Annotated in this window: 12 protein-coding genes; 7 read left to right on the top strand and 5 right to left on the bottom strand. The window is 58.1% G+C overall.

The window, feature by feature from the left end; translation table 11 throughout:
- Nucleotides 1-283 precede the first annotated feature (283 nt).
- Nucleotides 284-928: a GntR family transcriptional regulator gene (locus ESZ00_RS20480; protein ID WP_129208070.1), complete on the top strand. Its 645-nt coding sequence runs from the start codon at nt 284-286 to the stop codon at nt 926-928.
- Here ESZ00_RS20480 and ESZ00_RS09665 read toward each other — a convergent pair.
- Nucleotides 912-2,165, bottom strand: a complete 1,254-nt coding sequence (locus ESZ00_RS09665; RefSeq protein WP_229741164.1) for an enolase C-terminal domain-like protein — start codon at nt 2,163-2,165, stop codon at nt 912-914. The genes ESZ00_RS20480 and ESZ00_RS09665 overlap by 17 nt on opposite strands.
- An 819-nt stretch (nt 2,166-2,984) precedes the next feature.
- Here ESZ00_RS09665 and ESZ00_RS20065 point away from each other — a divergent pair.
- The 3 genes from ESZ00_RS20065 (at nt 2,985) to ESZ00_RS09655 (ending at nt 8,782) form a co-directional block, all read left to right on the top strand.
- Nucleotides 2,985-3,146: a hypothetical protein gene (locus ESZ00_RS20065; RefSeq protein WP_164981438.1), complete on the top strand. Its 162-nt coding sequence runs from the start codon at nt 2,985-2,987 to the stop codon at nt 3,144-3,146.
- 652 nt (nt 3,147-3,798) lie between these two features.
- Nucleotides 3,799-7,272 (top strand): TonB-dependent receptor, encoded by a 3,474-nt coding sequence (locus ESZ00_RS09660; RefSeq protein ID WP_308419059.1) that lies wholly within the window; start codon nt 3,799-3,801, stop codon nt 7,270-7,272.
- 79 nt (nt 7,273-7,351) lie between these two features.
- On the top strand, nt 7,352-8,782 hold the full coding sequence (locus ESZ00_RS09655; RefSeq protein WP_164981436.1) for a tetratricopeptide repeat protein: 1,431 nt from the start codon (nt 7,352-7,354) through the stop codon (nt 8,780-8,782).
- A gap of 116 nt (nt 8,783-8,898) precedes the next feature.
- On the opposite strand, the gene ESZ00_RS09650 is transcribed toward ESZ00_RS09655, so the two are convergent.
- The 4 genes from ESZ00_RS09650 to pdxR all read right to left on the bottom strand — a co-directional run bounded on the left by ESZ00_RS09650 (nt 8,899) and on the right by pdxR (nt 17,847).
- Nucleotides 8,899-12,282: a TonB-dependent receptor domain-containing protein gene (locus tag ESZ00_RS09650; RefSeq protein WP_129208067.1), complete on the bottom strand. Its 3,384-nt coding sequence runs from the start codon at nt 12,280-12,282 to the stop codon at nt 8,899-8,901.
- A gap of 221 nt (nt 12,283-12,503) precedes the next feature.
- On the bottom strand, nt 12,504-14,813 hold the full coding sequence (locus ESZ00_RS09645) for a GH92 family glycosyl hydrolase (RefSeq protein WP_129208066.1): 2,310 nt from the start codon (nt 14,811-14,813) through the stop codon (nt 12,504-12,506).
- Nucleotides 14,814-14,912: 99 nt separating this feature from the next.
- Nucleotides 14,913-16,202, bottom strand: coding sequence for a protein kinase family protein (locus ESZ00_RS09640; RefSeq protein ID WP_129208065.1), 1,290 nt, complete (start codon nt 16,200-16,202; stop codon nt 14,913-14,915).
- Between the two features lie 217 nt (nt 16,203-16,419).
- Nucleotides 16,420-17,847, bottom strand: a complete 1,428-nt coding sequence (pdxR, locus tag ESZ00_RS09635; RefSeq protein WP_129208064.1) for a MocR-like pyridoxine biosynthesis transcription factor PdxR — start codon at nt 17,845-17,847, stop codon at nt 16,420-16,422.
- Between the two features lie 175 nt (nt 17,848-18,022).
- On the opposite strand from pdxR, the gene ESZ00_RS09630 reads away from it, so the two are divergent.
- The 3 genes from ESZ00_RS09630 (at nt 18,023) to ESZ00_RS09620 (ending at nt 23,714) form a co-directional block, all read left to right on the top strand.
- Nucleotides 18,023-19,696, top strand: a complete 1,674-nt coding sequence (locus tag ESZ00_RS09630; protein WP_229741162.1) for an amidohydrolase — start codon at nt 18,023-18,025, stop codon at nt 19,694-19,696.
- Between the two features lie 90 nt (nt 19,697-19,786).
- Nucleotides 19,787-20,431 carry an FMN-binding negative transcriptional regulator gene (locus ESZ00_RS09625; RefSeq protein WP_129208063.1) on the top strand — a complete coding sequence of 215 codons (645 nt, stop codon included), beginning with the start codon at nt 19,787-19,789 and terminating at the stop codon, nt 20,429-20,431.
- A gap of 64 nt (nt 20,432-20,495) precedes the next feature.
- Nucleotides 20,496-23,714 (top strand): TonB-dependent receptor, encoded by a 3,219-nt coding sequence (locus tag ESZ00_RS09620; RefSeq protein ID WP_129208062.1) that lies wholly within the window; start codon nt 20,496-20,498, stop codon nt 23,712-23,714.
- The last annotated feature ends 70 nt before the right edge of the window (nt 23,715-23,784 follow it).

Raw genomic sequence — 23,784 nt, 5'->3', positions numbered from 1 at the left:
GCTCACGTCTGGTCGAAAATATGCTGTAGATCGCTGGAGCCAGGTTGTCTCCTGGGCGTCTCGGTATCCGCTTTCGCGTCTAGCGTCGCAGAAATCCAAATGGATTCAATTTTGAGCACTTAAACGATTGACCTCCATTATGGCTTTCTATAAGCTTTGAAAAATTCTTGAAGGACCCACAGTGCCGCCCAAAACAAACGAAAGCGTCGGAGAGACGCTTGTAAAACACACCGTAGCGGATCGCCTACGGAATGAAATCGCCACCGGTGCCCTGCTTCCCGGGATGCGTATCGTCGAGGGGACTTGGGCTCGCCGTTTCGGCGTCGCTCAGGGATCGATCCGGGAAGCCATCAACATCCTGGCGCAGGATGGATTCGTCACCAAGGCATCCGGCCGGAGTGCCCGCGTCGTCAGCTTGACGGAACAGGATGTGCTGCAGATTTTCGCCTTGCGGGGTGTTCTTGAAGGCCTGGCAGCGCGGCTCGTTGCAGAGTCCTCTGCCGACATCGCTCCGCTCGCAGCGGCGCTCGATCAGATGCGCCAGGCACTCAAGGAAGACGATGCCGAACACATGCTCGACGGGGATCTCTCCTTCCACCTCGAGCTCTGCCGTCTCTCCGGCAATCCATATCTTCTCGACCACGCGCGCCGGGTCATCCTGCCGCTCTTCGCTTTTGCCCGCATCCGCGTTCTCACCACCGGACAGACCGCTGATGTATGGGGGAAAGACATCGAGATCCACCAACGCATCATTGACCTCGTCCACGAAGGCCCGGGTGATCTTGCCGAGCAATACGTGCACAATGCCATGCGGCGCTTTGGTCAGAGCGCTTACGATAACTGGGAAAAGAAGAATGCCACGCCAGACACCGCAAAAACCAAGCAGCGCCGGCGCGGCGAAGAGAAACGTGTCAAGCCGAGGGCCTGAGGTCTACCAGATCGGTCGATGCCCCCGGCTCTTGCGGTGTTCGATAGACGCCTCCCTCCACTTCGACTGGGAACAGGAAGTGCTGCCGCAGATGCGGAATGTGCTCGAGGAAGTGAATCTCCTGCCCCAGCGCGACGCGATTGAAGAGCACCAGGTGCTGATGCAGCTGCCCCATATCCCCTACATGCGGTACCAGCGGCAAACCAAAACGAGTCGCCAGCAGGCTCACCGTCAGAAACTCGCTGATTCCCGCCAGGCGTACGGCATCGGCCTGCACAAAGTGAATTGCCCCGGCCTCGATGAAGTTCTTGAAGACGACGCGATTCGGCATATGCTCGCCTGCCGCCAGCTTCACCGGGGCCAGCTCACGCGTCAGCTTCACGTGCCCCAGCACATCATCCGGATGGGTTGGCTCCTCAATCCATAGCGGCCGCAGAGCTGCCAGCTCCCGGCCCATCTCTGTCGCAGCAAAAAGATTCCACTGCTGGTTCGCGTCAAACATCAGTGTCGCTCTGTCGCCGGCACACTCTCTCAGCAACTGTGCCCGCCGCAGGTCCCGGCCGTGATCCGGTGACCCCACTTTCAGTTTGAACGCCGTGAATCCTTTAGCGAGTGCAGCCTTCGTCAGCTCGCAGACTTTTTGATCTTCGTACGCCATCCAGCCCACGGAGGTGTCATAGCCCGGATATCCCTGCTTCAGAATGCTCTCCCGCTCTGTGCGCCCAGCCCAGCGCTCGGCAAAAATCTCCCTTGCCTGCTCCGGTGTCAAAACGTCCTCTACATAGCTCAGATCCAGCAAGGCCACCAGCTCATCGGGACTCAGATCCAGCAGCAGCTTCCACAGCGGTACACCGCGGCTCTTCGCCCACAGGTCGAAGCATGCATTGGTAATGGAGGCCAGCGCCAGGTGAACGACACCCTTGTGCGGTCCCAGCCAGCGCATCGCTGGATCGTCAGCAAGCTGCCGCAGCACGCGTCCGAACTCTGCCATCAACGCTTCGATCTCTCGCCCAATCAGTGGCCGCGCCAGAATCTCGATGGCATCGCAGACCAATCGGTTGCCGCGGCCAAGCGTCAGCGTAATTCCTGTACCAGCCAGCGGTCCTCCGGTCTCCAGCCTGGTGACCGCAAGGCTGTACTCGGGATTGCTATGTACGGCGTCCGAACCCGCTCCCGGAGGCAGTGAATACCGTTTGTCTATCGCGGAAACCCGCGTAATGAAGCAGTCCGCCATCATCGCTCCTAAAAATGAATAAGATTTCCAGCACCATGCTTCTCGATTCCGAGCACGCTCTTCCAACCCGGCCAGACGTTCAGCGCGTACACCCACACATAGGCGCTCAAAATACTCAAAAATCATATAAATCGACAAATATTCCGTCAATTTTAAATATTTAAACACTTAAAATAAGAGGGGTAGCGACCCCACACAAATGCACCGGCGATGCTTCAATCAAAATTTGAAGATTTGCGATTGGAATGAGAAAAGGCTTTCGTTAAAGCACGTCGCAGCATGACACAAGGAAGGCGGAGTAGTCGCCTACGCACCTCTTTCATCTGCAAAATGTCGAGCGCGCACGACCTTTGTGTCCAAATGACTGCGAATGGATATCAGGCTTCTTGGACACGATCCAGAAAATCATTATCGAGCAGCCCACAGGCGTCTGCGATAAATTCAGCCCACCTGAGACTTGCGATACGCCTCGGCCAGCATGCTGATGCACTGGATCGTGAAGTCCTGCACCTGGCTGCTGTTGTAGAAGGCCGTATGCGTAACACTGTTCACCTGCGGGGAAGGCCGGAGGGTCGTCTTGTGCGCTTTTAAAGAGTTAGTTCATAGCATTCTCACATAGCAGAATCGCGGGATACGCCCGAGATGTCGATATACGCTCGGTGCGGATTATTCGCGTCACCCCTTCAGTTCCCAGTCACGGTACAGGAAACGAGCCGCAACGTGCGCACGCAAAGCTCAGATGAGTCCAGAGCATAGGCATCATCTGCATCTGCTGGTCACCGCATCACCATCGTAGGCACGCATGGCCAGGAGACGATCTCGATGGCTACGCCGAAGAGCAGCCGCCTGATGCTTACCGAGCTCCACGAAGACACAGGCCCCCCGGCCATCGTGCTCGAAACCCAGAGGGACATGATCTTCGCTGCTCCCAAGGGTCGCATTCACTCGCAATCCAAGTTCCACAGTCGTGACATCGACAAGTAAATCATTCCTTAAAAACTGCACACAGATTGCCGGGTATTCCAGTTGGCATGCCCGGCAGAGTTATGTCGTGGATGCCGCGCACTCCGCATACCTTCAAGCGTGTCCAATGTAGCGCTTAACTACTCTCTTTGTGCTCTCTGAGTACGATTGTCTTAATCTCCGTTCATGCAGTTGCGAACAAAAGCGCTTACACGAGTAACAGCCAGCTCTCAATGTAAGCGCTCCCCATTTCACTCGCCCTCCAGACTTCGCAATCGCATTGTCAGAACTATCTGGTTTTCACTTGACACCGCAATTTCCGCTGCAATATACAGAGTCCCGCGTTCAAAACGAGTTGCAGAATCGTCGATAGTAATTCGAACTGAACGCTGAAATGTATTCGTATACATAAACTCACACCCCTTCCGATGTATACGAATACATTACCTGCGCCAGAGGACAGTGCTCTCAGGATGATCTTCGATCAGGTGCAGGCCTCCGCTGTTCCCTGCTAAACAACCGCCCGCAATTGCGGTTCGCATTGGCAGGTATTGCATCAGCCGCTGCGGTAGATGCGCAGACGGCATTTCGAGGAGGTTGTGCAATGCAATTGACGCAATGGAATAGAGGCGCATCGAGACGCCTCCTTTTCGCGATGTTTGCTGTATTTCTCTTGACAGCTGGACATGCTGCCATCGCGCAAACTGACCAGGGAACCATCACTGGTATCGTTAGCGACACCACCGGCGCTGCCATTCCGAACGCCGACATTACACTCACCAACACAGACACCGGCCTCGTGCTCAAAGGTAAAGCGGACTCCAGCGGCGTCTATGTCTTCTCGCCGATCAAGATCGGCAACTACACGCTCAGTGCCGGCGCTTCCGGCTTTGAAATCACCACGCAACAGAACGTGCACCTCGATCTACAGCAGCGCCTCAGCGTCAACATGACGCTCAAGCCTGGCGCGGCAACCGAGACCATCACCGTCACCACCGCGCCGCCGCTCATGCAGACCCAGGATGGCTCTGTCGGACAGGTGATGAGTGCTCAGACGATCAATAACGTTCCTCTTAATGGCCGCAACTGGGTTTACATCGCGCAGCTCTCCGCCGGAGCCGATCCGCCGGAAGGCTCACGCGGTCAGGGCAAAGGTGACTTCAACGCCAACGGCCAACGCGCCGAGCAGAACAACTTTATTCTTGACGGCGTCGATAACAACTCCAACGTCGTCGACTTCGTGAACGGCGCCAGCTATGTCGTACAGCCGCCGCCTGATGCCCTTGCCGAATTCAAGGTCCAGACTTCAAGTTACTCGGCCGAGTTTGGCCACTCTGCCGGCGCGGTCATCAACGCCAGCATCAAGTCTGGCACCAACCAGATCCACGGCGACATGTGGGAGTACTTCCGCAACGACGTACTTGATGCCCGCAACTTCAACGCGCTCTCAGTTCCTAAATATCGAGAGAACCAGTTCGGCGCAACGCTGGGCTTCCCCATCATCAAGAACAAGCTCTTCTTCTTCGGTGATGTACAGGCCAATCGTATTATCTTCGGCAACACCACGACAGAATCGGTGCCCACCGCGCTCATGCGTGAAGGCAACTTCACCGAACTGCTCAACACTTCGCTCACCGGCAGCTCTCAACCGATCTATCTCTACCAGCCGAACTCCGGCGGGTCCTCCCTGCTTACCTGCAATGGCCAGCAGAACGTCTTCTGCTCCAGCCAGATTGATGCCCTGGCACAAAAGATCCTCAACCTCTACCCTTCACCTAATACCAACGGCGGCAAGACTTATAGCAACTATGTCGTCAACGCCAGCGACATTGATAACACGTGGCAGTGGGACACGCGTATGGACTGGAACATCAGCCCCAAGGACCAGCTCTTCGCGCGCTTCAGCTACTACCATGAGCCTGGCGACTACACCCCTCCGCTCGGCCCTATTCTCGACGGCGGCAGCTTCGGCACCACCGGCACCATCATCAATCTGGGCGAAAACTTCGTCGGCAGCGAGACCCATATCTTCAGCTCCACGCTCTCCAACGAGTTCCGCTTCGGTTACAACTACCTCCACGACGGCTATCAGCAGCCCAACGCCACCACGGACATCGCTGCCAGCCTCGGTCTTGGCGGCATTCCTTACGGACCTGATTTCCCGCTGAATGGTGGTCTGCCGAACGTGAGCATCGGTGGCCTTTCCTCCTTTGGCAGCACGACGTTCTATGTCACCGACGAACACGAGAACGTCTTCCAGATCCTCGACAACGTCACCAAGGTCGCCGGCAATCACTCGCTCAAGGCAGGCGTCAGCTTCCAGAGCCTGCGCTTCTCCACCCTGCAGCCACCGTACCCACGCGGCACCTATGACTTCACCGGCCAGTACACCAGCGACCTGAACGCCAGCTATACCGGCTACGGAGTAGCCGACTTCCTCGCCGACCAGAATTACTATGCCGAGCTTTCCAACGAGTTCAAAAACGGCGACGCCCACTGGTATCGCGCCGCATACTTCCAGGATGACTGGCGCGCCATGGACAAGCTCACCCTCAACATCGGCCTGCGCTATGACTACTACCAGCCCTACAAGGATGTAGGTGGATACCAGGCGACCTACTATCTCACCGGTCCCTCGAGCATTGGCAGCGGATCAGCCAAATACCTCATTCCCAAACAGCAGCAGAGCTACCCGCTGGTCGCCGCATTTACTGACCTGCTCACCTCCAACAACATCAGCCTCGGGTACTCGAACAACCCCGCACTGATCAATGCGCAAAAACTGAATTTCGCTCCTCGCTTCGGCGTCTCGTATTCGCTCGACCCGAAGACCGTTATCCGCACAGGCTTCGGTCTCTTCTACGGTGGCCTCGAAAGTACGGGCTACTACCCGAACCTCGGTGAAAACTATCCCTTCCAATTCACCGATACCTTCACCGCACCCTCCTGCACGGCTGGAAGCTGCCAGAGCATCAGCGACTCGGCTTACGGTGGCGTCTCTCTCGAAAACGGGTTCTCAAACGCCCTTGCTGCCGGCCTGGCGAACTACATCTCCACCCCTGCGCTGCGCGGCTCCGACGAGAACGTGCATACGCCCTACACCATGAGCTACAACCTCTCGGTCGAGCACTCGGTTTCCAGCAATATGGTCGCGACGTTCAGCTATGTGGGCGATGTTTCCCGCCACCTGGCAGTCTTCCCTGACCCCAACAACCCCATGGCTCTGCAGAATCCGGCGAACAGCGATCAGACCGTTCGTCCCTTCCCCGGCTTCGGCGGTACGGCGTATACCAACTACGCTGGCTCCAGCAACTACAACTCATTCCAGACCAAGCTGGAAAAGCGTATGAGCAGCGGATTCGACTTCCTTGCCACGTACACGTATGCGCACTCGCTCGATGATGCGCCTACTCCGCTCGGCTCCACTGGCGACGGCGGCTACCGGAACACGAACCTGCTGCCGATCATCTACGACTACAGCAACTCGGCCTGGGACACCCGCCAGCGCTTCACCTTCAACACCTACTACGAGCTGCCCTTTGGCAAGGGCCGCAAATACCTTAACCAGAACGCTATTGCCGATACAGTGATTGGAGGATGGGCCGCGAACCTCACCTTCCAGGCGCAGACCGGCAATCCCTTCACTGTCTATCCCAACAACAGCGGTCCTTCCGGCGGCAGCACGCGTGCCATTCGTATCGGCGATCCATTCAAATCAGGCGGCACGCCAAACTCCACCAATCCTGATGTGACCTGCGCGACGAAGACACGCAACCTCACGAACTGGATCAATCCCTGCGCCTTCGCCAACCCGCTGCCCGGAACCGATATTCCGGTCTCCGGTACTGGCTCGCTCGTCACCGGCATCACTCAGGTCGAGTCCTACCTCGGCGGACGCCGCAACGACGTCTACGGTCCCGGATATCAGCGTGTCAACATGTCCGTCTTTAAGGACTTCCACACCTTCCGCGAACAAACATTCCAGTTCCGCGCGGATATCTTCAACGTCTTCAACACACCGGCATATGGTGAGCCCAGCATCACCACCATCAATTCCAACCTGGGGAATATCACCGCTCCCCGCACCTTCCAGAACTTCACACCAGATGCCCGCTTCTTCCAGTTCGCCGCCAAGTATCAGTTTTAGGCGAAATGGATTCGACTCCAACCACTTTTCTTCTGAGGGACATGGCCGTTACCATGTCCCACAGAAGAGGCTTCCCTCCTTGTTGCTGCGCCTGCCTATCTCCGCCCGCATTGTCTGCGTGAATTTCCTTCTATTCTTACTTTCCGCCGCGATCCTTGCTCTACCCGCTCCCGCAGCACAGGCCGGGCAACAAGCCGCCGCGCCTGTCTCCGCCGCAGATCAGCAGGCCTTTGCCCGTGCCATGGATGCGATGAACCGTGGCGACGCCACCACTGCCGAGCCGCTGCTCCGCCAGCTCCATGCACGCCATCCGCATAACTTTGAAATCAACGAATCGCTTGGCCTGCTGCTTGCCGGAGAAGAAAAAATTCCCGAGGCCACGCCGCTGCTTGAAGCGGCTGCTCTCGAGCAGCCCGGCTCTGACATTGCGCACGCCAACCTCGGCACCGCCTATCTCAAGCTCAACCGCCCGCAGGAGGCTGCGCACGAACTCGAGCGGGCCGCGCATCTGAACCCATCCAACGCAGCGACTCAGCAGGCGCTCGGACAAGTACGGATGCAGCTCAACCAGCCGCAACCGGCCGCTGAAGCATATCGCGCGGCTCTGGCTCTCGAACCCAACGACCCTACCCTGCTCTATAACGCCGCTCTCGCCGACTACAGTGCCGATGATGCTGCTGAAGCGGCCTCACTGCTCAGCCGCCTGCCCGGCGCGGAGTCTTCCGCCGAGGCCCAGTCGCTCTTCGGTGACGTGGACGAGAAACTCGGCAGCTACAAGGACGCGGCCCAGCACTATGCCAATGCTGTACGGCTTGCACCGACCGAGGCGAATCAGTATGTGCTTGGCATCGAACTGCTGCGTCACTGGACCTTCACACCGGCCATCGATGTCTTCTCCGCCGGCATCGAGCATTTTCCCGATAGCCGCCGCATGCGCGCCGGGCTCGGCATCGCCTATTACGCCAATGGTGACTACAGCAAGGCCATCCCCGTCTTCGCCGACCTGCTCGCGGCTGACTCCTCGAACGAAATGTACGCCGAGCTGCTCGGGCGCGTCTGCACCGTGCTCACCGAGGGCTCCGATCCGCATTGCGCTTCCCTGATCACGTTTGCAGAGAAGCATCCGCAGAACGCCATCCTCGCGACTTACGCGGCCACGAGCATCCTTCACCAGCCCTCCGATGCCGCGCAGCTTGACCTCGCCCAACGCCTCCTTGAATCCGCCGTCCACGCACAGCCCGATCTTCCCGAGGCGCGCTACGGCATGGGCCTGCTGTTACAGACGCGCAGCCAGTGGCCGCAGAGCATTCCCGAACTGGAGGCTGCTATCCGCCTGCGGCCCGAATACGCGGCTGCTCACTATCGCCTTGCGTTGGCTCTCAACCACACCGGCGAGCGCGAGCGCGCTCAGCAGGAGATCACCCTTGAGCGCAAATTCAGCGCCGAAGAGCGAGACAACGTTGACGCACGCCTCAAGCAGGTCAAGACGTTCCTCGTTACCATGCAGTGAGAATTTCTTCTTCTGAGAGCGTCGCCAGATACCCGGCTGCTCATAAAAAAGTGGCGCATGCCGACACTGTTCGCATCAACATGCGCCACGGATAACAACGGGTAGAACAGGACTCGTTAAAAGTTGAACTTTGCCGCGAATTCCACCGTGCGCTGCTCATACGTTGGCACGCTGGAACTGGATGTGATCTCGCCTACGCTGGAATTCGTGATGGATGCTACCGGCGTGCTGAAGTTTGGATGATTGAAGATATTGAACGAATCCGCACGCAGCTGCACCCGATACCGCTCTTTGAACTCGATATTCTTCTGCAGGCTCATATCCCAGTCCTGGAAACCGGGCCCGCGCAGCATGTCATAGCCGGAATCGCCATAGCTGGCATAGGTCGTTGGACTGGATGATGTCCAGCTGCTGCAGCTCACCGTACCCGATGCCGTATAGCAGGGAGGAGCGGTGAATGCTGCCGGATTAAACCATTCCGACTTCGTCTTGTGCCTGGGATACAGACTCTCACCCGGAACCACATTCGCGCGTCCGCTCACCTGTCCGGTCGGAGAACCCGATGCCGTATAGGTCACCGAAAAGGGTTGGCCGCCCTGGAAGACGCTGATGCCGGAAAGCTGCCATCCACTGATGATTTTGTTGACCACATCGCCAGCAGTCGAGAAAAAGGTCTGCCCCTTGCCGAAGGGCAGGACATAGGAATAGTTCACCGTCAGCACCTGCGGCGCAATGCCTCCGATCGGCCCATAAGAATCGTTCGGATATCTGCCCGAAGGGTCTTCCAGATTCTCTGTGCCCAGCACCCGCGTCCAGGAGTACTCTGCGCCCACCGCAATGCCGTGACTGTACTGCTTGTGCACACCGACTTGCAGCGAATTCTCGGAGCTGTGGAAGATCGGGGCCATATCCAGGCTGATCGTCGAGAACGGCTGCACCAGGTTCGTGCTCTGCACCGTCTTGCCAATCACCGGCGGATCGGCCAGGTTGATATTCGGCGCATAGTTGCCCGAGCCGCCATAGTTGTTCTGCTTCAGGTTGTGTTGCCCTACGTAACCGATGCGCAGCGAAAGCTCTTTCGGGAACTGATGCTCGACCGCGAGGTTATAGGCCTCGGTGTAAGGAGTCGTTGTCTTTGCCTGCGCCAGCACGCTCGGGTTTGCGCTGTAGCTTCCCGTAGCCGAGAACGGATTATCCATGGTGAACGAAGGAGTCGAGCTGCTCGAATTGGTATAGGTCACCGCGCTCACAAAAGGCAGCGTGGAAAAAGGAGCCGTGCCCACATAACTGGCCGGCAGCAGGTTGAAGTAAATGCCGAAGGCTCCGCGCACCACGGTGTTTTGCATCGGCTCATAGGCAAAACCCAGTCGTGGAGCAAAGTTGTTCTTGTCCTGCCCAAGATAGGAGAAGACATTCGATCCCAGACCCACCGAGGATGAGAGCACAATCGGGATCGACGGATTGGCAGCAATGTAGCTCTCCGCTGCCGCCGGGAAGCTCTTCCCAAAGACCACTACCTTCTCGAGCGATGGGATGTACAGCGAGTTCTCGCCATAAGGACTGTCCAGGAACCACTGCAGGTCATACCGCAGCCCCATATTGATGGTGAGGTTGGGCCGCAGCTTCCAGTCGTCCTGCACATAAAGACCGTACTGGTGGGAAAGATTCTTGGTGATGTAGTCGCTCGGCGTCGCGTTGCCGGTCGAGATCGGATCACCCAGGATGAAGTCCGCAAACGCAATGCCCGTGTAGTGCCCATTGAAGGTATAAGAACCGCGTTGCGGGCTCTCTACCGAGTCATTCCAGTGGTTGTTGAATAGGTAAGAGACGCCGGCCTTCACCGTGTGCCGCGCGAATACCTTCGTCAACGAGGCATTGATCTGTGCGTCCTGCTCAAGATCCTTTGAGCCCGACTCCGACACCGCGGTGATATTGGTGATCGAGATCTGTGGCGCGCCCTCGATCAGCTCTGTACCCAGCCCGGGAATAATTGAAGAGAAATCTGTTCCCACGTTCTGCGGCGTGCGATAAATCGGCAGGTGGAAGTACGAGGTATTCAGGTCGAGCACGACCGTAGGAGAAAAGATGTGTGTGTAACCCAGGATGAAGTTGCTGTTGTGCTCGCCGTCCTGCGAGTTGCCGCCCTGCAGGCTGTCCGTACCCACAGTCTGGTTCGGTCCATAGAAGGCCCGCAGCCAGGTAAAGCGGATCTGGTTCTTGTCGTCGATCTTATGGTCAAGCCGCAACGAGAAGCGCGTCGACTTGCTCAGCGCCGCAACCTGCTCATAGGTATTCGTGCCGCAGCCGGACTGCGTCGGCTTCGGGTACAGCAGGTTCATCAGCTTCTGGTCCACAGTGTTGATCAGTGACGAGGAATTGATCACGTTATTGGTGAAATTCGAATTCGTGATCGTCACTGTATTTGCGGATGAGGTCGCGCACACTCCACCGGAGAGAAATTCCGAGAAGTTCCCTTCACGCTCCAGCTCGGTTGGCTGTTCGCTGCTCAGAGCATAGGACTGCGTCAGGTGAAAGCCTTCGAATGCCGCGAAGAAGAAGCTGCGGTTCCGGCCATCGTAAAGATGCGGAATATAGATCGGCCCCGCCAGATTGCCGCCATATTCGTTGCGCTGGTAAGGCGGACGCTCCGGCGCCGCGGCAGTCGAAAAGTTATACGTCTTCGCGCCCATGCCCTTCGAGCGGTTGTACTCGAGTGCTTCGCCGTGCAGCTGGTTCGTACCGCTCGCGCTTACCACGATAATCTGTGCCGGCTGGTTGAACTCCGCCGGCGCGCCTGTCGCCAGCACCTTGAACTGCGAGATCGCATCCAGAGACGGCACTTCGCCTTCGCCGCGCTGCAGCGTCACTTCCTGGTTTGTCACACCGTCCAGCGTCGATCCCAGTCCGCCGTAGGAGTTGCGTGAGCCTGTACCCACTGCCGCCGTCACGCCGCGTGTCGCCAGCTGATCCTGCGCGCCGGAGTTCTGCACGCCCGGTGCCAGCGCAATCAGTCCAATCACACTCAGCCGCCCATTCAACGGCGTGTTCTGGATCGCCTGTGAATCGATCACCGAACCTACCGACGAATCCTCGGACTGAATCACCGGAGGAGCCGCCGAAACCTCTACCGTCTGCGCCTCTGAGCCGACCACCAGCGGTGCATCCACCTCAGCCGTCTGGTCGATCGCCAGCACGAGCCGGGCCTGCTTGAAGGTCCGGAATGAGGGCTTCTCCACCGTCACCGAATAATTTCCTGGCGGCAGCTGGGTCACCGTATAGGTACCCGCATCGGACGCATGCACCGCATGCACCGCATTCGTATCCAGATTCAGAATGGTGACCGTCGCGCCTGGAACCGCTGCCCCGCTGGCATCGGTGACCGTTCCTGTAATCGTGCCCGTGATTCCCTGGGCCAGAGCACGGCTGCCTCCGACAACAATGGTCAACATCAGCGCTAAGGCCATGGCGATTCTACTCAGCGCCTTCTCTATCTTCTTCATTTGTTTCTCCTGGCTTCCCTAAAACTGCCTCGGAAACCTGCCGTCCGCGGAGGCCTACTCTTCGATTGCCCCTGGACACGCCACGCCTGCGTGGCCGTGCCCGGAAGATGGAGCAGTATCCACCACCAGCAGAAAGTGCTGTTTCTGAAGCGGCATCCATCCTGCTGATTCGCAAGGAGCGCAGACAAGTGAATTTACAGTGAGATTCACGTAAGGAGAGGCTATTTCACAGTGCGCACAGGGGTGAAGACTTCCTCTTTTCCCTTCATCGGCTGATCGCTCATCGTGAACTCGAGCTCCCCACCTTCTTCCAGTTCCTCGTGAAGCAGGTAGGGCCGCGTGATCTCCCGCCCATTCAGCCGCACCGTCCGGACATAAAACTGTCCCGCTTCAGCTCCATGTGCCACGATGTGCAACTCCCGCCCTGATCCCATCCGCACCCGCATCTCGTCAAAGTGCGGTGTCCCAATCGCATACCGAGGCGTCCCCGGTGTCACTGAATAGATTCCCATGGCCGACATCACATACCAGGCCGAGATCTGTCCCGCGTCGTCGTTGCCCGCCAGCCCGGCCGGAGCATTCCGGTACTCCTTCTGCATGATCTCGTGCACATGAAGCTGGGTCTTCCATGGCTTTCCAGCGTCATCATAGAGATAGGCGATATGGTGGCTCGGCTCATTGCCGTGGTCGTAGAAACCTCCGGCAAACAGTTCGTCCAGCTTCTGTGCAAACTTCTCCGGCCCGTGCTCAAAGGCGATCAGAGCCGGGATGTCCTGCGGCACAAAGAAGGTGTACTGCCACGGCAGTCCCTCGGTGATATAGCTGGCCGTCTTGCCCGGCTCGAAGGGGGTGACCCACGTCCCGTCCGCATGCCGTCCGCGCGCAAGGCCCGTCTCCGGGTCCAGCACGTTGCGCCAGCTCTGCGCCCGCCGCGCAAACATCGCCGCATCCTCCGCATGCCCCAGCGCTTTCGCCATTACGCTCACTTCGAAATCATCGAAGGCATACTCCAGCGTCCGCGACACTTGTTCGTTTCCATGAAAGGCAAACGGCACCGGGTCTTCGAGTGGGATATAGCCATACTTCACATACGACGGAAGCGCTCTCCTGCCTCGACCATCCTCATAGAGCGCTTGCTCCTCCGGCGTCTCCGTGGCGTTCTTTCGCATCAGCCGATAGGCCTCCTCAACATCGAAGCCGCGGATACCTTTTACATACGCATCAGCAAGGATCACTCCCGCGTGGTCGCCTACCATCTCATTGGTGTATTCGCTCCATGCCGGAAAAATCGGCAGGTATCCGCCCTGTTCGCCCTTGGCAATCAGTGACTTCACCATATCCAGGTCCCGCGCTGGATCCACCAGCGTCAACAGCGGATGCACCGCCCGGAAGGTGTCCCATACTGAGTAGTCGCAGTAATACGTGAACCCCTTCGCCAGCTCCGTCTGTCCCCCCGCCGGGTCGCCTGCAAACTTCGGATACGTCCCGCTCCGGTCGCTGTAGATGCGCGGCAGCAGCATGGCGTGATACAGCGCGGTATAGAAGATGCTCCTGTCCGGGCTGTTGCCTCCCACCGCAAACCGCCCCAGTGCCGCTGTCCATGCGTCGCGGGAGCGCTGCACCGCTGCCATAAAATCGAAATCCGGCATCTCTGCTTCGAGATTGCGCCTCGCCTCATCCACACTCACGAATGACGTTCCGATCCGCACATGGATGACATGGCTCTCCGGCAAGCGAAAACGTACATACGCTCCCGCCGCTCCGCTCTCACCCTGTTGCTCAATTGCACCTTCGTGCCTCGCCGCCGGCGTCCAGGTGCCTCCGACCTCGAACGGCTGGTCAAACTGAATCACCACGTACCCCGAAAATCCCGCATTCTTTCCGTTGCCTGCATAAATACGGTGCACCGGGTTATACCCTGTAATCTCTTGCCGCCTGGCATCGATGCGGATCGCTCCTGTACCCAGCCGGATGTTGTCCTCCACGTCGATCCATCCCATCTCTGCGCTGGCTGGAAAATGAAACTCCATCATTCCGCTCCGCTCCGAGCCCGTAATCTCCGCATGAATGCCACTGTCCTGGAGATCGACAGCATACAGATAAGGACGCGCGACCTCATGCGCGTGCGAAAAGGCCGCGGACCGCCCCTGAGCGTCAAGCTTCTCCGCCGAAACCAGCGGCATCACCGTGAAGCTGCCGTAATCCTGCGCGCAAGAGCCACTCAGGAAGTGCGATCCGCGAAACCCCTGTATCCGCGTATCGGCGTAGTAGTACGGAGGCACGCACTTGGTCTCTCCTTCCTGCGTCTGCGGCGTCCACTGCGTCATCGCATAGGGCATGCTCGCGCCCGGATAAGTCTGCCCCTCGGCCGCCGTACCGATCATCATGTTGACCAGGCTCGTCGGATCTCCTCCCTCATCTAAAGGAGAAGCATGAGGAGCCCCTATCGACGGCAGCGCCGCGACAGCCAGGAGAAAAAGCAGAAGAAGACGCTTACATGGTGAAGTGAAAAGAAACCCGTGGAGTGACATTGCGAAAGATTCTGCTCACCGCATTACCCGAGCGCAAGTAAGTGATTGGAAAAATGCTGCACTTTTACTGTAAGGAGCAAAGTAAGAACTCCGCCGGGCTCAGTGGTCGAATACCCGCACCGTCACAACCTCCGTATGCAACGGGGTGCCCACCAGTTGCGAAGAGGACAGCAACACCTCGAAATGCGGATACGGGCCGACCGGCAGCCGCTTCGCAATCTCCCGCATCCCCGATCTCGACGTGATGAAGTCTCCCGCTGCCTGCGTCGCCCGCGAGTCCGTCCCCGCGAGGATCAACGTATTCTGCCGGTCGTTCAGGTTCGGCAGAAACGCAATCACGCTGTAACCCCGGTTCGGCTCTTCGGCCGCCGTGTAAACCGCCTGCTCGCCCTTGGCAGGTACGCGGTTATGGACAAACGAGCGGTGCAGAGAAAGATCATATTCCGGATAGAAGTTCAACCGGTCCCGGAAAAGCTCCACCCACGGATTCGACTGCTGGCTTCCGATCAGGATCAGGTCGTTCGTCTTGAGGCTTTCCGGCGAATAAAACCGTGCCGAAGTCACCTTCAGGTGTTCATCATGACCACCCAGTCGCAGGATGCGCACCGCCACCTGAAAATCCCCAATGCTCCCGCTATCCCGGTCAAGAATCTGTTCCAGTGCATCCCGTGTCGCCTGCGGTACATCGGACCGGTTACCCAGCCGCTTGTAGTTGTAGTTCAGATAATCTTCGAGCGAGATCGGCTGCCGCAGCACATCCTCTTCGAGTGCATACGAGGTATCGGCCGAGACGATATCGACCTCGCGTCCCGTTGCGAAAAACTGTGACCACAGACTCTCAAGAGCCGGGTCCGCCGTCCACGGATGCAATTCCGTGCGCAGAGCCGCGTTCTGCCAGATCAGTACCCCGCATCCGGCTCCGGCCACGAGCATCAGCAGGACGAGTACGGTCACCAGCCATCGCCTCGGGTTACGCTCTGCTCGGCCCACCTTAATCACTGCACCCGCTTCGACCGCCGCTATTCCGGCCACCGCTGTCGCTAGAGGAGTTGCCTCCTGGGCGGGTTGCGGCTCTGGCTCTTCCAGGAAGGTCCTGCGCACAAATTTCGGCAGATACCCACCGCGCGGAATCTCCACGATGACCGGTTCTTGCGCGCCCTCTTCCTGAAAGTAGTGCGCCAGCCGCTTGCGCAGTTCGGAAACATTCACCCGCACGATGTTATCGAGCGTCGTGTCATAGTCCTCTGCCCGTCCAAAGACCGCCGCGCCTACTTCCTGTTCGCGGACGTTCCCCGCCCCACTCTGGTGACATCGGCCCAGGTAAAGAAGCAATTCACGCAACCGCGCTGAACGCCGCAATTCCTGGCTTTCCACGATGCGCAGGAGCAAGGCATCGCATGCTTCACTGGCAACTTCTGACTGCATGGATTCTGGAGATAAATTCGACACAAGGATTCTGGGCTATTCCGCCCGAAACAGCGAGTCTGGAGCAGAGGTGCTTACTAGAATAGCCGTTCTCCTGTACTACCGTCTCCTGCCCTCCCAACCATGCGCATGAAAGTGATTTTCATCCCAGGCCTAACGCGGACGTAATCTGCGTGCTTCCCTATCTGCCTCTCTTATGTTCCACACTACGGACCAGCGTATTCGCCAACATCTCGATGCCCATTCGGATCTCGGCATCCGTAAACGCCGTGAGCCCAAACAGTAACCCCGAGCACCGAGCCTGGCTGCAATAAGAAGAGAGCGCGGGAGTGTCGACTCCTTCCCTTTCCAGAGCTGCACCAACTCGGGCATCGTCGGTCTCCATTACAAAGTGTCCCGCCAGGTTCATACCCCGACCTGTTACCGGAAAGCGCAAGGGCAATCCCTTCCGGCTTACCAGGTCCAGAAAGAGCTGCTGCCGCTCGCGGTAGATTCTCCGGCAGCGGCGAAGATGCGAGTCGAATGCTCCGCTTTCCAGAAAACTCGCGAGCGTTGCCTGATCGATGAGTGGTCCATGATCTTCAAGCGTCGCCTTCAGCCGTGCAAAACGCTCCACCAGCTGTGGCGGCAAGACCATGTAACCGAGCCTGAGCCCCGGAAACAATGTCTTGCTGAACGATCCCACGTAGATCACCCTGCGATGTTCGTCCAGACTCTGCAGGCTGGGTTGCGGGGCACTGTTGTACCGAAACTCCGAATCGTAGTCGTCCTCAACCACCCACAGCTCACGCTCGCGCGCCACCCGCAGCAACTCCAATCGCCGCGCCAAAGACATGCATACACCAAGTGGGAATTGATGGGAGGGAGTTGCATACACCACCTTTGCCTGTTCCGCCATGGGGAGCGGCAGACAGATCCCTTCCTCATCAACGGGCGCGGGCACAATCGTTGCTCCCGTTTGTTGCCATGCTCTTATCGCTCCGGGGAATCCGGGGTCTTCCATGTAAACGCTGCTGCCGGAGTCCAGAAGAAGCTGTCCCACCATGAACAGCGCCTGCTGCGAGCCCCCGGTGATCACGATTTCATCCCAATAGCAGCGGATCCCACGGCTCTCCTGTAAATATGCCCCGACATTCTGCCGCAGCACATCCAGTCCCATGGAGAATCGCGACTGATATTGCAGCAGCAAGGCTTCACGCAGCACCCGGGTCCGGTGACGATTCCAGGTCTTGAGCGAGAAGAGGTGAATATCCGGCTGGGCTGGCCGGAATGGCCTGGGTGCAATCAGAGTTCGCGGCGGACCCACCACTCTTTGTCCTGGCTTGGCATCTCCCTGCCGTGGTCGCGCGAAGGCTCTTGCCGCTGCTCCAACCGTGAAGGCGCTCCGCTCATGTGCCTGTAGATACCCTTCACTCTCCAGCTGCTCATAGGCCGCCACCACCGTGTTGCGCGATATCCGGAGTTCGTCGGCCAGTGCTCGCGTCGACGGCAGCCTCTCCGCCGGCCGAAGCTCACCCTGCTGGACCATGACCTTCAACTGTTCGGTCAGCTGAGTTTGCAGTGTGCGCCGATGGTCTCGATCCAGATCGAGATGTTCAAAACCCTTCATGGAAAACCTCTGGTGGGTGATAAACGAAAATCTGGCACCAGCATAACTGCATAAACTGGCTCTTTACACCATCCAGACTTCGCCGTACTTTTACGAAACGCTGCAAAAGCATACGCCCCATGGAGCTCGCAGCCATCCAGCTCGATCGCTCCCGGTATCCGGATCAGGAGATTACGTGCGAAAAATCCTCATGCTCGTGGCGGTTCTTCTCTCCCGCCCACTCTTCGCGCAGGTAGACATGATTGCTCTGCACGGAAAGATATGGACGGAGAACCCCAGGCAGCCCGAAGCGGAAGCTCTCGCGATCTCCGGCCACCGCATTCTCGCCGTTGGCTCAGACGCCGAAATCCAGAAACTCGCCGGCCCGAATACGAAAGTGATCGATCTCAAGGGAAGCCGCGTCGTTCCAGGCTTCAACGACGCACACGTTCATTTCTTCTGGGGTGGGCAAGGCCTGGCCAGCGTTCAGCTCACCGATGCCCGCAGCCGCGAAGAGTTCGTCGCCCGCATCGCAGCCTTCGCAAAAACTCAGCCACCCGGCGCCTGGATTGTCGACGGGAACTGGGACGAACAGAAATGGTCTCCCGTGGAGCTACCGCGCCACGACTGGATCGACGCTGTCACTCCGCATAATCCTGTATGGGTCCAGCGCACCGATGGGCATCAGATTCTTGCCAATGCGCTGGCGATGAAGCTCGCCGGCGTGGATAAAAATACGAAGGACGTCGTTGGCGGAACGATCGTCCGTGACGCCAATGGTAATCCCACCGGCATATTCAAGGACGCGGCCAAGGATCTCATCACTCGCGCTATCCCACCGCCGACGGATGCTCAGGTGGATGCCGCACTCCTCGCCGCCCAGAAATACGCCCTCGATAACGGCGTAACCAGCGTACAGGACATGGGCTTTACCGGTACCGAAGCGGCCGACATGGAAGCCCGCGTCGTGCGCGGCTACCAGCGCCTGATGGCGGAAGGCAAGTGGAAGGTTCGCGTTGCCGCCCGCTTTCCACTGCCCGAAGGTGCCCGCTATCGCGCGCTCGGCATCATGACCAACTTCGGCAACGATACGCTGGTCATCGGCTCGCTCAAAGCTTTTGCCGATGGCTCCCTCGGCTCGGCGACAGCATGGTTTGAGCAGCCCTTCGACGACCAGCCGGGCAACCGAGGTCTTCCTTCGGAAGACCTCGCCAATCCAGAGAAGTTCTATGCCGAATTGAAGGCTGCGGATCAGGCCGGTAATCACATCGCCACGCACGCCATCGGCGATCACGCGAACAAAGTCATTCTCGATCTTTATGAGCGTCTGGAGAAAGAAGACGGTCCCGCTGATCGCCGTCTCCGGATCGAACACGCACAAACACTGCGTCCGGAAGATATCGCGCGCTTCGGGCAGCTTCATGTCATCGCTTCAGTGCAGCCTTATCACGCCATCGATGATGGACGATGGGCCGAAACACGCCTCGGCCACGAGCGTGCGAAAAGTACATACGCATTTCGGTCACTGCTCGATTCCGGCGCGACACTCGCGTTTGGAACGGACTGGTTCGTTGCGCCCATCAATCCAATGCTCACGATTTACGCAGCCACGACACGCCGCACGCTGGATGGCAAGCACCCCGACGGATGGTTCCCGGAGCAGAAGCTCACCGTCGAACAAGCCGTTCATGCCTACACCGTGGGCTCTGCCTATGCAGAAAGCCAGGACGACATCAAGGGCAGTCTCGAACCAGGGAAGCTCGCCGATTTCGACGTTCTTTCCGACGACATCTTTCACATCGACCCAGCTCAGATCGAGAACGTGAAGGTTTTGACCACTGTCCTCGGTGGCGAAATTGTCAGGCCCTGAAGGCATCGTAGGAGCCTCGTCAGACCTGCACCGCATCCCGGCAATACTTGCCGAAGAAAAGGTGCAGCCGAAGCATTCCAGGAGACGTGTATGTTTGTGCGCCCGTGCTGGCAACCCAAATCGCCGGCAGATATCCGACAGATCATCGACGAGAACCCGTGGGCGCTCCTCGTCAGCCAAAGCGATGCAGGTCCTCTGGCTACGAATCTTCCCTTTCTGGTGGAAGAAGCTGCCGGTGATCATTCGGTCGATGAACTTGTACTCGTCAGCCATATCGCCCGGGCGAACGAACACCTTGCCGCTCTGCGGGAGAACACCACACCGGTGCTGGCAATCTTCGAAGGCCCCTGGAGTTACGTCACGGCCAGTTGGTATCCCGAGCGCCAGATGCCCTCGACCTATTACTACTCGGCCGTACATTGCTACGGCACCATCGAGTTCCAGGAAGAGCCGGAACTCGATCGCTCGCTTGAGCTCCTGGTGAACAGCATGGAAGCTTCCTATTCCAGCGGCTGGAAGACCAGCGAGATTCCCCGCAGTGAGATCACCCGCCGATTTGCCGGCATCACCGGTTTCCGTCTGCGCGTTTCGCGTGTGGAAGCCAAATTCAAGCTGGGACAGGACGAACCGCTGCGCGATGCACTGGCAGTCGCGGACGTGCTTGGGAGGCATGACGCTCCCGAGCATCGCAAGCTTGCCGCAATGATTCGCGATCAGAACGCCGGGCGCGAATAGCACATCGGCGAAGCCATTTTCTTGGTTGTACACGCTGTTACCGAAAGGTTTTTAAGGAGACGCTATGAAGCGACACCCTGTTGTTCTTCTCTTGATCTTGATCCTCAGCTTTGCGGGGCTGACACAGATGGCCTCCGCGCAATTGGAAAGCGGAGCGATGAACGGAACCGTATCCGATCACGGCGGAGCGCGCATTCCTGGGGCAAAGGTGACCATCACCGACATTGCCACCAACCAGTCACAGACCGCGACCACCGGCCAGGACGGCATCTTCCACTTTGCACAGCTCAAGCCCAGCCGCTATAAGCTCAGCATCGCCGCCTCCGGATTCAAGGAAGGCATCATCGAGAGCATCGATCTCCATGCGCAGGACAACCTTGGCGAGGAAATCACGTTGGAAGTAGGCTCCACGAGCGAATCTGTCTCCGTGAATGGACAAACCGATGAACTCGAGACCTCGAACGCTATTTCGACCACCGTCGATCGCAAGTTCGTTGAGAATATGCCTCTGAACGGCCGTAGCTTCCAGGCCCTGATTGCGCTGACGCCCGGTAATGTCACCGCAAAGACCTACTACACCAATGCCGGCCAGTTCAGCGTCAATGGGCAGCGGACAGATGCCAACTACTTCACCATCGACGGTGTCAGCGCCGACGTCGGTATCACTCAGGGCAGCAACGTCTATCTCGGTACGGCCGGCGGCGGCACTTCGCAGGCTACGAGCAACAATGGCGGATATAACAATCTTGTCTCCGTCGACGCGATGCAGGAATACAAGATACAGACTTCCACTTTCGATGCCGAGTACGGTCGCACCACCGGCGCGCAGCTTTCGATCGTGACCCGTTCCGGTAGCAATCAGTTCCATGGCACTCTCTTCGAATATCTCCGCAATGAGATCTTCGACGCCAACAACTGGTTCAATAATGAAGAAGGTCTCTCGCGTCAGGCCGAGAAGCAGAATGATTTCGGCGGCGTCTTCGGCGGCCCCATCATCAGGAACAAGCTTTTCTTCTTCGGATCCTATGAGGGGCTGCGGCTCCGCGTCCCCGAATCCCGAGAGGATGTTGTGCCGACAACCTGGGCCCGCAACCAGGCCTCCTCGGCGGTCGCCCCGCTCCTTGAGGCTTATGCCAAACCATCCGCGGGGCAGGATATTACCGGCAATTACACCGGAATCTTCTATGCCACGTTCTCCAATCCATCGACATTGAACGCGACCAGCGTCAGGCTCGACTATAGCCCGACCTCAAAGCTTAATCTCTTCATCCGCGGCAATTACGCACCCTCGGATGGCGAGCAATACGGTGCCTTCGACTTTTACACGCGCTCCACACTCAGCCACACGATCTCCAATGTCGACACCATTACGGCCGGCGCCACGTACATCATCAGTCCGTCGCTCGTAAATGATTTCCGCTTCAACATCAGCCACGCCAAAGGAGCCACCACTGTTAGCCCGACTGACTTCGGCGGCGCAACTGTACCCTCGAGTGCCTACCTCTTCCAGTCGCAGCCCCAATACAACCTGAATACTGCGGTCTTCGGTGTCTTCTTCAATGACGGAACCGGCGACTATTACGTCGGCAACGACGCAACCAACCACCAGCGCCAGCTCAACTACGTCGATAGCTTCAGCTGGACTCACGGCCACCATGCGTTCAAATTCGGCGGCGACTATCGGCGTCTTACGCCGCTCAATGGATATCGGCCTTACGACATCTTCTACGACTTCGCCGATGTGAAGACGCTGGTAACCACGCAGGAACCTGTCTACGCCGCGATCGATAGCGCCGAGACGGCCGAGATTCACCCTGTCTTCAACAACCTCTCTCTCTTCGCCGAAGATTCCTGGCAGATCAGCCCTCGCTTTACCCTCAACTACGGCCTCCGCTGGGACATCGATCCTCCGCCAAGCTCAGGCAAGTACCCTCTCTATACCGCCACGAACCTGGAAGACCCGGCAAACGTCGAGCTTGCTCCAGCTGGGACCAAACTCTGGAATGAGAGCCGCACCAATTTTGCTCCGCGTGTCGGCTTCTCTTATCTCGCCCGCACCCAGCCTGGGTGGGAAACGGTCGTCCGCGCCGGCGCAGGCGTTTACTACGGTCTTGGAAATGAGATCGGCGCTCAGGGAACCCTTGGGACTCCTTACACCAGCACCAAGTACCTCTATGGCGCGGACGGTGAGTATCCGCTTGACACCTCCGCGGGCACACCTGCTCCTCTCAGCACCGATCCACCGTATAGCCTCGTCTTTGCATTCGATCCTCACCTCAAGGATCCCCGCGTTACCATGTGGGACGTGGCCCTCCAGCAGAGCCTTGGCAGCAGCCGCACCCTCCAGATCAGCTACGTCGGCAACAAGGGAGATAACCTACTCCGAAGCGAACTCCTCCAGCCGGCGGAAGGCGGCAATGCCAACTTCGAATATCTGACTGCTTACTTCAATCACGCATATTCGAACTACAATTCTCTGCAGGTCCAATTCAAGCAGAACCTCTCGCACCACCTCCAGGCGCTCTTCAGCTACACCTGGTCGCATGCGCTCGATAACTCCTCAAGCCTCGCGCTACCCAACCCGTATCACACGATCTACGACCCGCATCAGGACTATGGCAATTCCGACCTCGACGTGCGCCAGTCCTTCTCGAATGCCATCACCTACGAGATGCCCGGCCTCCACAGCAGCCATGCCTTTACGCGGTATGTCAGCAGCGGCTGGGCCCTCGACAGTCTTTTCCGCTCCAATACAGCACTCCCTGTCAATGTAAACACCGGCGTCTATGGTGCCTTCGGCATGGAATGGAATGACGACGCGGTGAACCAACGACCCAACCTCGTCCCAAACTCGCCACTCTACGTCCGCGGTTCCACCTGCGCGGCCCGCAATGGCGGTCTGCCCTGTCCCGGCGGCAAGGGCTATAACCCCGGTCACTTCTCCACGCCCACTATCGATGCGCAGGGTGACCTGCAGCGTAATACCATTCGCGGTTTCAGCGCATGGCAGGAAGATGTCGCTCTCCGCCGCACCTTCCCGATCCACGACAGCCTGGCACTTCAGTTCCGGGCAGAAGCTTTCAACGTCTTTAACCACCCTCTCTTTGGCGATCCCGGCACCAATGACAGCGATCGCAATTCGCTGACAAATCAATACTTCGGTATCTCCGAACACACGCTTGCCGATAGTCTCGGTGGAGGCGGCGCCGATGGCGGCTTTAGCAGCCTTTATCAGATCGGCTCACCGCGCTCCATGCAGTTCGCACTTAAGCTGCAGTTCTAAATAATCAGAGCGCGCCTGCTATCGTAGCTTGCCAGTTCGCTTGGTGCGCTCTGATTCTTTTTCGAGCACA

It is taken from the genome of Silvibacterium dinghuense, assembly GCF_004123295.1.
Taxonomy (GTDB): domain Bacteria; phylum Acidobacteriota; class Terriglobia; order Terriglobales; family Acidobacteriaceae; genus Silvibacterium; species Silvibacterium dinghuense.
This window is presented reverse-complemented; position numbering and strand designations above follow the sequence as displayed.

Bases quoted from the DNA above. Each gene is read 5' to 3' on its own strand.
- ESZ00_RS20480 (WP_129208070.1), top strand. From the start codon at position 284: ATGCGTATCGTCGAGGGGACTTGGGCTCGCCGTTTCGGCGTCGCTCAG.
- ESZ00_RS09665 (WP_229741164.1), bottom strand. From the start codon at position 2,165: ATGATGGCGGACTGCTTCATTACGCGGGTTTCCGCGATAGACAAACGG.
- ESZ00_RS20065 (WP_164981438.1), top strand. From the start codon at position 2,985: ATGGCTACGCCGAAGAGCAGCCGCCTGATGCTTACCGAGCTCCACGAA.
- ESZ00_RS09650 (WP_129208067.1), bottom strand. From the start codon at position 12,282: ATGAAGAAGATAGAGAAGGCGCTGAGTAGAATCGCCATGGCCTTAGCG.
- ESZ00_RS09645 (WP_129208066.1), bottom strand. From the start codon at position 14,813: ATGTCACTCCACGGGTTTCTTTTCACTTCACCATGTAAGCGTCTTCTT.
- pdxR (WP_129208064.1), bottom strand. From the start codon at position 17,847: ATGAAGGGTTTTGAACATCTCGATCTGGATCGAGACCATCGGCGCACA.
- ESZ00_RS09625 (WP_129208063.1), top strand. From the start codon at position 19,787: ATGTTTGTGCGCCCGTGCTGGCAACCCAAATCGCCGGCAGATATCCGA.
- ESZ00_RS09620 (WP_129208062.1), top strand. From the start codon at position 20,496: ATGAAGCGACACCCTGTTGTTCTTCTCTTGATCTTGATCCTCAGCTTT.